The organism is Leifsonia sp. A12D58 (assembly GCF_047530025.1).
Classification (GTDB): Bacteria; Actinomycetota; Actinomycetes; order Actinomycetales; family Microbacteriaceae; genus Cryobacterium.
On record NZ_JBLJAT010000001.1, the window covers coordinates 394,801 to 408,050 of the forward strand.

General features: G+C 64.1%; 8 protein-coding genes. 5 read left to right on the forward strand and 3 right to left on the reverse strand.

The window, feature by feature from the left end:
• Positions 1–41: 41 nt before the first annotated feature.
• From ACMT3I_RS01940 to ACMT3I_RS01950, 3 genes are all read right to left on the reverse strand, one after another.
• A complete protein-coding gene (locus ACMT3I_RS01940; RefSeq protein ID WP_414802754.1) occupies positions 42–1,715 on the reverse strand; it encodes an APC family permease in 1,674 nt (557 codons plus the stop codon).
• 86 nt (positions 1,716–1,801) lie between these two features.
• On the reverse strand, positions 1,802–3,952 hold the full coding sequence (locus ACMT3I_RS01945) for a RecQ family ATP-dependent DNA helicase (RefSeq protein WP_414802755.1): 2,151 nt from the start codon (positions 3,950–3,952) through the stop codon (positions 1,802–1,804).
• 574 nt (positions 3,953–4,526) lie between these two features.
• Positions 4,527–5,549, reverse strand: coding sequence for a LacI family DNA-binding transcriptional regulator (locus tag ACMT3I_RS01950; protein WP_414802756.1), 1,023 nt, complete (start codon positions 5,547–5,549; stop codon positions 4,527–4,529).
• 181 nt (positions 5,550–5,730) lie between these two features.
• Between ACMT3I_RS01950 and ACMT3I_RS01955 the strand changes: the two genes are divergently transcribed.
• From ACMT3I_RS01955 to ACMT3I_RS01975, 5 genes are all read left to right on the forward strand, one after another.
• Positions 5,731–7,785, forward strand: coding sequence for a beta-galactosidase (locus ACMT3I_RS01955; RefSeq protein WP_414802757.1), 2,055 nt, complete (start codon positions 5,731–5,733; stop codon positions 7,783–7,785).
• Positions 7,782–8,699: a carbohydrate ABC transporter permease gene (locus ACMT3I_RS01960; protein WP_414802758.1), complete on the forward strand. Its 918-nt coding sequence runs from the start codon at positions 7,782–7,784 to the stop codon at positions 8,697–8,699. Before ACMT3I_RS01955 ends, ACMT3I_RS01960 begins: the two co-directional genes overlap by 4 nt.
• Positions 8,699–9,655 carry a carbohydrate ABC transporter permease gene (locus ACMT3I_RS01965; RefSeq protein ID WP_414802759.1) on the forward strand — a complete coding sequence of 319 codons (957 nt, stop codon included), beginning with the start codon at positions 8,699–8,701 and terminating at the stop codon, positions 9,653–9,655. Before ACMT3I_RS01960 ends, ACMT3I_RS01965 begins: the two co-directional genes overlap by 1 nt.
• An 84-nt stretch (positions 9,656–9,739) precedes the next feature.
• Positions 9,740–11,062, forward strand: a complete 1,323-nt coding sequence (locus ACMT3I_RS01970; RefSeq protein ID WP_414802760.1) for an ABC transporter substrate-binding protein — start codon at positions 9,740–9,742, stop codon at positions 11,060–11,062.
• 7 nt (positions 11,063–11,069) lie between these two features.
• Positions 11,070–13,187, forward strand: a complete 2,118-nt coding sequence (locus ACMT3I_RS01975) for an alpha-galactosidase (RefSeq protein WP_414802761.1) — start codon at positions 11,070–11,072, stop codon at positions 13,185–13,187.
• Positions 13,188–13,250: the final 63 nt, after the last annotated feature.

Genomic DNA, 13,250 nt, shown 5'->3' on the forward strand with positions numbered 1-13,250 from the left:
CATAGAGGGGAACCCCAAACGGACCCGTTGCCGGCGATGCCTCAGCGGTTCTCAAGGGTGGGTGGAACGATGATTGTCGGCTCTGCTCCAGGCTCGTCCCAGCGCCTTGGCAGCGTCCTTCCGCGGAAGAAGTCGGGATGCTTGATCCACCAGATTCCCATGAGTATGAGCCCGAGTACGAGGCCGCCGATGCCGACGACAGCCTCGGCACCGATTCCGAAGATGGTGACGTTATTGCCGTTGTCGTCGGTCAGCCAGTCTGGGGCAGCGAACTGGATGGTGCCGTAAATGAACACCGCGAGCAGCATCAGGCCGCCGAGGAGCGGGAACAGGCCGCGCATGATGAAATTGCGGAACGACGAGGTGAGCGTCTTGCGGTAGAACCAGGTGCAGGCGAACCCGGTGAGCCCGTAGTAGAACGCAATCATCAGCCCGATCGAACCGATCAGGGCGTTGAGCAGGTTCGAGCTGATCAGCGTGAAGATCAGGTAAAAGGCGATCGAGACGATTCCGAAGCCGATCGTTGACCACGTGGGGGTCAGGAACTTCGGGTGGATGCGCGCGAACCGCGCGGGAATCGCCTTGTACGTCGCCATCGAGAGCGCGGTTCGTGCAGTGGGGAGGATAGTCGTCTGGGTTGAAGCGGATGCCGACGTCAGGATGGATGCTGCCAGCAAGAGCACGCAGATATGGCCGATAACGCTGTTGCCGAAGAGTACGGGACCAATGGCAGAGAACACGTCTTCTGCGTTCGCCTCATTGCCAAGGCCGATACCGTCTGTGCTGACACCGGCGAACGCGACGGTTGCAGTCGTAACCAGGGCGTAGGTCACGAGTAGCAGCACGGTGCTGATCACGGCGGCGCGACCAGGGGTCTTGCTCGGGTCCTTGGTCTCCTCATTCACGGACACGGCGCTGTCCCAGCCCCAGTACAGGAAGATAGCCGTCAGCATTGCGGGCGCGATGATGCTCCCGAAGTCGAGGGTGAACGGGTTGAACCAGTCGAGCGTCGGAATAATCGAATACGACTCGGCAGTGCCCGAGAAGACACGCACCAGAGCGAAAGTGGCGAACAGGATGAGCACCAGCACCTCGATGCTGAGCAGGATGATCTGGACACGAGCCGTGATCTCGACGCCGCGGTAACAGATCCAGGTCATCACGACAATCCAGAGGATCCCGACGGCTGTCGACCAGAACACGTTGCTTCCGAGGTCGGCGACGCCTGGGACGCCGAGTTCGCCGATGAAGATGAAGGTGTACGACCCGGCGATGGCCGCGAGATTCGCCATCACGATGACATCCGCGACGATGATGCCCCAGCCGCCCATCCAACCCGTCACCGAGCCGAACGCCCTGCTGGCCCACGTGAAGGTGGTGCCGCAGTCGGGTTCGGCCTTGTTGAGCTCCTGGTAAGCGACGGCGATGAAGTACATCGGCACGAACGCGAGAAGCACGATCCCAGGAGCTTTCACCCCGGAGAGGAGAGCGCCGCCGCTGGCGACGATGAAGCCCAGGCTGGCCGCGAGGCTATAGGCGGGTGCAGTGGATGCAACGCCGATGACGATGCTCGAGGTCAAGCCGAGCCGACCGTCATCCAGGCCTTTGCTATCGACCGAGTGTGACCCGGATTGGCCGGATGCGCCTGTCAGCCCGGAGGATCCTGCTCGCCCGGATGGTGTGGGTTGGGGAATCGGAGAGCCTGTTGTACTCATGCGTGCACGTCCCTTGCACAAGGCCGTCGCGTGAGGCGGCGTGGGGCCTGATTGCAAGAAATGCTACGCCGCCTCGTGGGGTGCGGCTACGCCCGGAGTGCGAGAGTGAACGGCAGCACAGCGCCTGCCCCATGCTTGCGAAGAAGCCGGCCGGCGACCGTCAGCGTCCACCGGCTGTCGGCGATGTCGTCGACCAGTAGAACCGGTCGACCGGCCAGCGCCTGCAGCGCGTCGTCGAGCTCTGGTCCGACGGCGAATCGATCCCAGACGTTCGCCAGTCTGTACGCGCTGTTGCCACCGGCCTCGCCCTGCGGGCCACCGTTCGCCAACTCAAGGGATCCGATCAGCGGGATGCGACCGATCTCGGAAAGCGCCCGGCTGACCGAGTCAACGAGCAGCGGATGACGCCGGCTCGGCATGCTCACGATCGCGGCGGGCCGCTCCTCCCAGTTCCACTCGGCGAGCACCTGCACGGCCGCCGAGATGAGTGCGGCGCTCGCCGGGGCATCCGGTGTGGCAGGCGCGAAGATGGTGCGTAGCGTGCCGCCCCAGCCAAGATCGGTGAGCCGGGCGACGGCGCGGCCGGGGGAGAGCCGTTCGGTGGGCGGGATGTTGCCGCGCACGTTGACTCCGAGGCTGGCGACACCCGTCGGCCACTGGGCACGCGGCTCGATGACCACGCCGACACGTTCGAGCGAGTGTGCCGCCTGATCTGAGGCGTCTGACGCGATATCGGTCGGATACCAGACGCCCGCGCAATTGTCGCAGCGTCCGCAGGGGGTTGCGGTGTCGTCATCGAGGGCACGCTGCAGGAACTCCATGCGGCACTCGGTCGTGCGCTCGTACTCGAGCATGTGCTGTTGCTCGGCCACTCGGGCCGCAGCGATGCGCTGGTAACGCTCGGCGTCGTAGACCCATGGCTGGCCGGTAGCAAGCCAGCCTCCCTTGACCCGGCGCACGGCGCCGTCGACATCGAGAACCTTGAGCAGCAGCTCGAGCGGACTGCGACGGATATCGACCCTGGCCTCTAGCGCCGGAGTGGATAGCGGAGCACCGCCGTTCTCGACAAGCGCGCCGATCACGGCTTCAGCTCTGCTCTGGCTGGGCATTGATGAGGTGGCGAAGTACTGCCAAATCGCTTCGTCTTCGGGGCCAGGCAGCAGCAGCACATCGGCGTTGTCGGTGGCGCGGCCTGCTCGACCGACCTGCTGGTAGTAGGCAACGGGAGAGGACGGCGCACCCAGGTGCAGCACGAAGCCGAGGTCTGGCTTGTCGAAGCCCATGCCGAGGGCGCTCGTCGCGACGAGGGCTTTCACCTTGTTCGCCTTGAGTAATTGTTCGCTCTCTTCCCGCTCCGACGTGTCGGTCTGGCCGGTGTACGCGCGCACCTCGTGCCCGGCCTCACGCAGCAGCCTGGCCGTGTCGTCAGCTGCGGCGACGGTGAGCGCGTAGATGATGCCGCTGCCCGGCAGCTCGTCGATGTGGCTGAGCAGCCAGGCGAGCCTGGCTTTGGCATCGGGCAGGCGCAGCACGCCGAGGCGCAGGGACGCCCGGGCGAGCGGACCACGGATCGTGACGACCTCGGCGTGACCCTCGGTTGCCGTGCCCAGCTGCTCTGCGACATCCGTCACCACCCGGCTGTTGGCCGTCGCCGTCGTCGCGAGCACCGGAACGCCCGCAGGCATCTCGGCGATCAGGTCGCGCAGGCGTCGGTAGTCTGGCCGAAAATCATGCCCCCAGTCAGAGATGCAGTGCGCTTCGTCGACGACGAGCAGGCCGACCCTGCTGATGAGAGCCGGGAGCTGTTCGTCGCGGAACGACGGGTTGTTGAGCCGTTCGGGGGAAACGAGCAGTACGTCGACCTCATCGGCTGCAAGTGCGGCGAGGACATCGTTCCACTCGTGGGCGTTCGACGAGTTAATCGACATGGCGCGCACTCCGGCACGTGCTGCTGCGGCGACCTGGTCGCGCATAAGCGCAAGCAGGGGAGAGACAAGGATCGTCGGGCCGGCTCCGCGTTGGCGCAGCAGCAGCGTGGCGACGAAGTAGACGGCGGACTTGCCCCACCCGGTGCGCTGCACGACGAGTGCGCGGCGACGCTCATCGACCAGAGTCTCGATGGCCTCGAACTGGCCGTCATGGAAGTCGGCATCGTCGCGCCCGACCAGCGTGCGCAGAATCTGAAGTGCGCGGTCGCGGGTATCGCTCGTGCTCGTCGTGCCGTCGGTCTCGTTCATGCCTCCAGCTTGGCAGCTACTGCTGACAGTCGCGCCGTGCTGTGGCGGGGCTGCGGCCCGTGCATAACTCCTGCTGCCGCTCGTGCTGCCGCTCATGCTGGTGCTGTCCCGTCGTGTTTGGCCCGCACCGTGCATAACTCCTGCTGGATGGCGGGTTTGGGGTCGAAACAGGTCTGTGGGCGGCTGCAAATTGAAAATTGCAGGAGTTATGCACGGCAGGGTCGGTGCACTGGCTGTTCTGATGCCGGCTGTGCTTTTGTCGGGCGGGGCAGTCCCATCCCGGCTGTTTGGGCCCGCCCCGTGCATAACTCCTGCTGGATGGCGCGTTGGAGGCCTAAACAGGTCTGTGGGCGGCCGCAGATTGAGAATTGCAGGAGTTATGCACGGAGCGCCGGAGCACCCGGAGCACCCCGAGCGCCCAAGGGACGACGCACCGCACGAACCACAGAAACCACGACGACGCACCGCACGAACCACAAAAGTCACGCAGACGCACCGCACGAACCACAGAAGCCACGACGACGCACCGCACGAACCACAAAAGTCACGCAGACGCACCGCACGAGCACAGAAGCTATGCCGATCCGCGCCAGACCACCGGGGTTTCGAGCAGGATGCCACCCAGCTGGGGCGGCTCTCCGCGTAACTGGCCGAGGATCGAGGCCGCTGCAGCTTCGCCCAGCCCCTGCGCCGGCTGATGCACGGTGGAGAGCGTCGGCTTGGTACGGAGCGCCCAGGTGCTGTCGTCGAATCCGACGATGCCCACGTCACGGGGGATTGACCGGCCCGCTGCGCGCAGTGCGTTCATTGCACCGGCAGCGACAGCATCCGAGGCGGCGAACACTCCGTCGATGTCCGGCTCCCGTTTCAGCAGCTCCTGCATGGCGCTCACTCCGGCGGAAAACTCGTACAGGGGCACGCTCTCGACGAGGTTCTCGTCGAACCGGTCTCCGAGGGCGTCCCTGAAACCGGCAAGCCGGTCAGCTCCGGAGTCGCGGTCCAGAGCCGCCGCGATCATGCCAATTCGCGAGCGGCCGGTCGCGATGAGACGTTCGGTGATGGACCGAGCAGATGAACGGTTATCGATTCCGACGAAGGGAATCTGGGGCAGGTCTGGGGGATGGCCGACGAAAGCTGCCGGCAGGCCAATCTTTTCGACGACGCGGGTAATCGGGTCATACGCCCTGGCGGAGACGATGATCACACCGTCGACGAACCCGCCGCTCAGGTAGCGAGAGACGCGTTGGGTATCGCGCTCGGAGTCGACGATGAGAAGCACCATTTGGTAGTCGGCATCGGACAGCGTGGCGTTCGCGCCGAGCATGATCGCGCCGATATTAGGGTCTTCGGCAAACAATGATGCTGGTTCGTGCACCACGAAAGCAACGGCGAGTGTGCGCTGCATGACGAGGTTGCGAGCCGCGGTATTCGGTAGGTATCCAACCTTCGCGATCGCCGCCTCGATGGCGGACTGAGACTCTGCAGAGACGTATCGCTCACCATTGATGACCCGGCTGACGGTGCCTCGGGACACCCCGGCCTCTCTGGCGACATCGATGATCGTCGCGCGCTTCTGACGGGGGCGGTCGGTGGACATCTGACCACTGTAGCGGGAGTGTCGTGTTGACATCTCGCAAGCGCTGTGGCTAATCTGTGAACGTTCCCAGATCCTCAGTGTCGAGTAGTCACCGTCGAGTCTGTGCACGTTCACAGAGCTGGCCAATTATTGACCAGCTCATCAAGGGCCTCGACAGCCAGATCCACCACAGGAGAGTGCAGTGACTTCGCGATCTACCTCAACCGACGAACGCCCCGCGTTCGTTCACGACGGCATTGCGTTCGGGTGTGACTACAACCCCGAGCAGTGGAGCCGTGAGGTTTGGCAGGAGGATGTCGTACTCATGCGTGAGGCCGGCGTCGATCTGGTCGCGATCAACATCTTCGGCTGGTCACACATCGAGCCCCGTGACGGCGTCTTCGACTTCGAGGGCCTCGACGCGATCATCGAGCTGCTTCACGAGAACGGCATCCGCGTCAACCTCGGCACAGGCACCTCGTCAACACCGCCGTGGCTCACCACCAAGCACCCCGAGATCCTGCCGATCATGGCTGACGGCACAACTCGCTACCCCGGTGGCCGCCAGGCCTGGTGCCCGAGCTCGCCCGTCTTCCGCGAGCGAGCACTTCTGCTCGTCGACAAGGTCGCAGAGCGCTACGGCTCCCACCCCGCTGTGGCGCTGTGGCACGTGTCGAACGAACTCGGCTGCCACAACGCCCTCTGCTACAACGAGGAGAGCGCAGAGGCGTTCCGCCGCTGGCTCGAACGCCGCTACACGACGATCGATGCACTGAACGCAGCGTGGGGCACCTCTTTCTGGAGCCAGCGCTACGGCACCTGGGACGAAATCCTCCCGCCGATGCTGACCGTTTCGACAAGCAACCCGTCTCAGGTCGTCGACTTCCACCGCTTCAGTTCTGACGAACTGCTCGACTACTACCGCGCCGAGTACGCGGTACTGCGTCGACACAGCAGCATCCCCATCACCACAAACTTCATGGTGACGGCACACATCAAGAACCTCGACTACTGGTCGTGGGCTCCCGAGATGGATGTCATCGCCAACGATCACTATCTCGACAACCGTCTGGAAGACCCGACGGCTGAACTGTCGTTCTCTGACGACCTGACCAGGGGCCTGGCTCAGGGCGCGCCGTGGATCCTCATGGAGCACTCGACAAGCGCCGTCAACTGGCAGCCCCTCAACCTGGCCAAGCAGCCGGGGGAGATGACCCGCAACTCACTCACCCACGTCGCTCGCGGCGCCGACGGCGTGTGTTTCTTCCAGTGGCGCGCATCGCTGCAGGGTTCAGAGAAGTTCCACTCAGCTCTGCTGCCGCACGCCGGCACGAACACCGACCTCTGGCGCGAGGTCGTCGAGCTCGGAGCAACCCTCGATCGTCTCGACGAGGTGGCAGGAAGCCGCGTCGTCGCCGATGTCGCCATCCTGTTCAGCTGGGACTCCTGGTGGAGCGCAGACGGAGAATCACGCCCGTCGAAGAGCGTCGACTATCTGCAGCAGGTGCACGCGGCGCACGGCGCACTGCGCGATCTCGGCATCACCACCGACGTCGTTGCACCTGGAGCCGACCTCAGTGGCTACCGAATGGTCATCGTGCCCGGCCTCTATATGGTGACGGATGTCGAGGCCACCAATATCAACGACTATGTCGCAGCAGGCGGCAGCGCTCTCGTCACTTTCTTCAGCGGTATCGTTGACGAAGATGACCGCGTGCGCACCGGGGGATACCCCGGCGCATTCCGCGAGATGTTGGGTGTCAGCGTCGACGAATTCGTCCCGCTTGCGCCCACAGATCAGGTGAGCCTCGATGACGGATCGTCGGCAGGACTCTGGGCAGAACGCCTGAGGTCGACCGGCGCTGACGTGATCGCACGCTACGCCGACGGTCCGCTTGTCGGCGTGCCGGCGGTCACCCGCCACGACTATCAGAGCGGGGTTGCTCGCTACGTTGCGACAGTCCTCGACCGCGACGGCCTGAAGGCGCTTCTGCGCAGCATGGCTGCAGAGGCGGGAGTGACACCGACGGGCCCCGAAACCGATGGTTCGGTCGAGGTCATCCGTCGCCGCGCACAGTCACAGCAGACGACGCAGGACTACCTGTTCGTGATCAACCACTCGGTCGACGACATCACCGTTGCGACCAGCGGAATCGAGCTCGTCACCGGCGAGGGCGTCGAAACACGTGTCACCGTTCCCGCCGGAGCCGTCCGTGTTGTGAAGGAACGAGAAACGAAAATGGAGAACGCAGCATGAGTGCAGCAGTGACGAGCGCGAATACTCCTCTTCACGTCAAGAGGCCGAAGGCCCCTGTGCCGCACAAGCGGGCAATACTTGCGTTCGTGCTGCCGTTCGGCATCCTGTTCGCCCTGTTCTACCTGGTGCCGATCGGGTACGCCGTGTACCAGTCGCTGCTCGTGATCGAGCGTGATGGCACGTTCGGCGAGGCACACGAGGTGTTCGGCGGTTTCACGCAGTACATCGCGGTCTTCCAGAACGGGCCGTTCTGGTCGTCGATCGGGCGAGTGCTCACCTTCGGTGTCGTGCAGGTGCCGTTCATGCTCGGATTCGCGCTGCTCCTCGCGCTGCTGCTTGATTCCCCGCTGGTACGGGGCAAGAAGTTCTTCCGGCTGGCATTCTTCGTGCCGTACGCCGTTCCCGGCGTCATCGCCGCCATCATGTGGGGCTTCCTCTACTCGCCGAACCTGTCGCCGTTCACGGCGATCACCGGCAACATCAACTTCCTCTCGGCAGACCTGGTTCTGTGGGCGATGGCCAACGTCGTCACGTGGGTTTATGTCGGCTACAACATGCTGATCATCTACTCGGCACTGCTGGCCATCCCGACCGAGATCTACGAGGCAGCGAAGCTCGATGGTGCAGGCCAGATGCGGATCGCCTGGTCGATCAAGATTCCGTTGATCATCCCAGCCCTGACGCTCACGGCCATCTTCTCGGTCATCGGCACACTCCAGTTGCTGGCTGAGCCGCAGGTGTTCCGCACATTCAGCTCGGCTGTCACGAGCACGTTCACCCCGAACCTGGCCGTGTACTCCACCTCATCAATTCCGAACTTCAGCCTCGCTGCAGCGATGTCGGTCGTGCTCGCCGTCGCCACCTTCGCGCTGTCATTCACCATCCTCAAGTTCACCCAGCGGAAGGCCGACTAATGAGCACTCTTGCCCAGAAGCCCAGCGCGTCGGCACCGACCGAACCCGGCACGAGCGCGCCGAAGTCGACACGGCCCAAGCGTCAAACAACCAAGCCGGATGCCGCACTCGGCGGCCCCAGGGAGAGCATCTTCTCGCGCGGTGGCGCCATGCTCGTAATGGGCATCTCTGCCGTCTACTTCCTGATCCCGATCTGGTGGCTTTTCGTCTCGTCGACGAAGGACCAGTCGCAGTTCACCAACACGAATCCGCTGTGGTTTGCCGACTTCTCGCTGTTCACCAACATCGGAAACCTGGTGGCGTACCGCGACGGCGTGTTCCTGCGCTGGATGCTGAATTCGGTGCTCTACGCCGGCTTCGGTGCACTTATCGCCACCGTGCTCGCCGCAGCCTGCGGTTACGCCCTGGCCAAGTACCGCTTCCCCGGCAGGGACCTGCTGTTCAACATCGTGCTCGGCGGTGTGCTGGTGCCGGCCACGGCACTTGCGCTCCCGCTGTTCCTCATCTTCAGCCAGATCAACGCGACCGACACGTTCTGGTCGGTGTTCCTGCCCAGCCTTGTCAGCCCGTTCGGTGTGTACCTGACGCGCATCTACGCGGCATCCAGCGTTCCAGACGAACTGCTCGAGGCCGCCAGGCTCGACGGTTCCGGCGAGATCCGTACCTTCTTCACGGTGTCGGTCAAGCTGATGTTCCCCGCCCTGGTCACGGTGTTCCTGTTCCAGTTCGTCGCCATCTGGAACAACTTCTTCCTGCCTCTCATCATGCTGCGTGACGAGACGCTCTTCCCGGTGACGCTGGGTCTGTACGCGTGGAACTCGCAGGTGAATCAGATTCCAGAACTGCGTGGCTATGTGCTGATCGGTGCACTGCTGTCGATCATTCCGCTCATCATCACGTTCCTGTTCTTGCAGCGCTTCTGGCGTAACGGCCTCGGTGCCGGTTCGGTCAAGTAGCGCGGCAACACCCCGCACCATCTACCCCCAGCACCATTCACCCCAGCAACACAATTCCTGCAACACCCCTAACCAAGGAGAATCATGCAACTCAAGAAGCGAGCGGTCACCGTCGTCCTGCTCTCCAGCCTGGCGCTGACCGGTTGTGCCACATCATCCGGATCAGACAGCACCGATGCGTCAAGCTGCACTCCGTCTGACGAAGCAGTCACACTGAGCTTCACCTCGTGGATCCCCGGAATTGAAGACGTCGTTGACGTCTGGAACAAGGCGAACCCCGACATCCAGGTCACCGTCCAGACCGGCCCCAACGGCAACGGCGGCACCTACCAGAACTTCTTCAACCAGCTGAAGGCCGGCAACGCGCCCGACCTCGGCCAGATCGAATACGACGCGCTGCCCAACTTCCGGGTGCAGGACGGCCTGACCGACCTCGGTGCCTGCGAGAACGTCGCTGCCGCCCAGGACAAGTTCGTCGACTGGACCTGGAACCAGGTCAGCTTCGGCGAAGACGGCTCCGCATACGCCGTCCCGCAGGACTCAGGTCCCACGGCTCTCTTCTATCGCGCTGACCTCTTCGCAGCAAACAACATCGCGATTCCCACCACGTGGGCTGAATACGCGGATGCTGCCGTGAAGGTGCGCGCTGCCGGTGGATACATCACCAACTTCTCGCAGAGCGACATCAACCAGTTCGCCAGCTTCGTCTGGCAGGCCGACGGCAGCTGGTTCCAGAACGACGGTTCAGACTGGACCGTCGACCTGACCAGTGACGCATCCATCACGGTTGCCGACTACTGGCAGGACCTGATCGACCGCGACCTCGTCTCGACGTACCCGGCCTGGACCAGCGAGTGGGACAACGCATACAACTCCAGCCAGGTCTGGACCTGGAACTCCGCTGTCTGGGGTGCAAACTCCATCGCCAGTGGTGCTCCTGACACCGCGGGAAACTGGGCTGTCGCCCCGTCACCGCAGTGGAAGGCCGGCGACACCGCAGCAGGCAACTGGGGCGGATCCTCGACTGCAGTCTTCAAGGGCTCGAAGCACCCGTACGAGGCTGCAGAGTTCGCGCTCTGGCTGAACACCTCTGACGAGGCACTCACCATGCTCAACGAGTCGGCCAACATCTACCCGGCCACCAAGGACGGCCTGAACCTTCCGGTTCTCAAGGAAGGCGTCGAGTTCTACGGCGGACAGGCCATCTATGATGTGTTCGCAGCGGCATCCGCTGAGGTCAACCCTGACTTCACCTGGGGCCCGACGATGACTCAGACCTACAATGACGTCTCTGACGGCTTCAAGGCTGCTGTCTCGGGCACCGGAACTCTGGCCGATGCCTTGAAGTCAGGTCAGGCATCCACCATCAAGGCGCTCAAGGCGCAGTCGATTCCTGTCAAGGAGTAGTTGAAAAGTGATTCACCACCTTCGTGCCGCGGGCGTCAGTCTTCTCATTGATGCCCGCGGTACGCGGGTTCCCACGATCGTGCACTGGGGTGCAGATCTCGGAGAGCTCGCCGATTCGCAGCTGGCCACACTGGCCGATGCGCTCGTTCCCGCGATCTCGCCGAGCTCGATCGACGTTCCCCTCCGACTCTCACTGCTGCCCGGCGTCAGTGAAGGCTGGAGCGGTCGGCCTGGATTCGCGGGCTTCCGTGCCGGTCGGCAGGCTCCAGAGCAGTCGTTCACCGTGCGCGACGTGCAGGCGACATCCGCTGCATCCGCTGAATCGGCGCTGCGCATCACGCTGACGGATGCCGCCTGGCAGCTCACTATCGTCACCGACATCGAGCTCACTCCGCAGGGAATCCTGCGGGTGCGGCACACCATCACCAACGAGGGGGAGAGTGCCTTCGAGCTCACTTCGCTCGACGTCACACTTCCGCTGCCCGATCGCGCGCGGGAGATCCTCGACTTCGCGGGCCTCTGGACCCACGAGCGTCAGCCGCAACGCACACCGCTGGCCAACGGCGTCTGGAGCCGGGAATCCCGACACGGTCGCCCTGGCCACGACGACGCATTCTTGATGGCAGCCGGCACCCCCGGATTCGGTTTCAGGCACGGCGAGGTATGGGCCAGCCACCTGGCGTGGAGCGGCGACAAGCGTCAGTGGGCCGAAAGCTCGGCCCTGGGCGCCTCCACGCTCGGCAGTGGTGAACTTCTCGCCCCCGGCGAGCTGAGCCTGCAGTCGGGCGAGAGCTACACCTCGCCGTGGACCGTCGCCGTCTACTCGGCCGCCGGGCTTGACGGACTGAGCGACAGGCTGCATCCGTGGATCAGGTCGTGGTCGACGATCAGCCGCCCGCGTCCTGTCGTACTGAACACCTGGGAAGCTGTCTACTTCGACCACGACCTGCCCACGCTGACGCGCCTGGTCGAGGCAGCAGCCGAAGTGGGAGTTGAGCGCTTCGTGCTCGACGACGGCTGGTTCACCGGACGCACCGACGACCGCCGTGCCCTCGGCGACTGGTTCGTCGACAGCCAGAAATGGCCGGCCGGACTGACCCCTCTGATCGATGCGGTGCACGGAGCCGGACTCGAGTTCGGCCTGTGGGTCGAGCCCGAAATGGTCAGCCTTGATTCAGACCTGGCCAGGGAGCACCCCGACTGGGTGGTCGGCCCGGCCGATGCCCTCACCTGGCGCTTCCAGCGAGTGCTTGACCTCGGCAACGCTGACGCATTTGACCACCTCTTCTCGCGCATCGACGCGCTGCTGGCTGAATATCCCATCGCCTACCTCAAGTGGGATCACAACCGTGACCTGCTGGGCGGATCCGCTCACCGCCAGACGGCCGCTCTCTACCGGCTGATCGATGCGCTGCGCGCGGCGCATCCGGATGTCGAAATCGAGTCATGTGCATCGGGTGGCGCTCGCATTGACCTCGGCATCCTCGAACGCGTCGACCGGGTGTGGACCAGCGACACCAACGACCCACTCGAACGCCAGGCCATCCAGCGCTATACGAGCATCCTGGTGCCACCGGAATACCTCGGCGGACACCTGGGTGCTGCGACCTCGCACACCACCTGGCGTACGTCAGACCTCAGTTTCAGGCTGGCCACCGCACTGTTCGGCAGCGCCGGAATCGAGTGGGACCTCACCACGACGACGGCCGACGAGCGAGCCACCATCGGTGCCTGGATCGCGACGCACACAGCGCTCAGGGGACTGCTTCACAGCGGCACGGTGGTGCGCGCAGACAGCAGCGATCCGTCACTCGCCCTGCACGGCGTCGTCTCGACAGACCGCCGATCAGCGGTGTTCGCCCAGGTGGCACTCGCCGCACCTCGGGCTGCGATTCCCGCCCCGCTGCGGTTCCCCGGCCTCGATCCCGAACTTACATACACGGTCACACCACTGGTGATTGGCACGGATGCCCGTGCGCTGCCACGGGCGATTCAGGATGCGCCGCCCGCCTGGCAGGCTGCAGGCAGCGTGACGCTGAGCGGCCGGGTACTTGCCGAAGTCGGGCTGCCCGGTTCGTTGCTGGCGCCCGAGCAGGCGCAGTTGTTCTCAGTCGACGCGGCGTAACCCGGTCTCATCCCTCTCGTCTCCGTCTGCAGACGGATGACGGCCGTCGGAGGTGACGGCTAC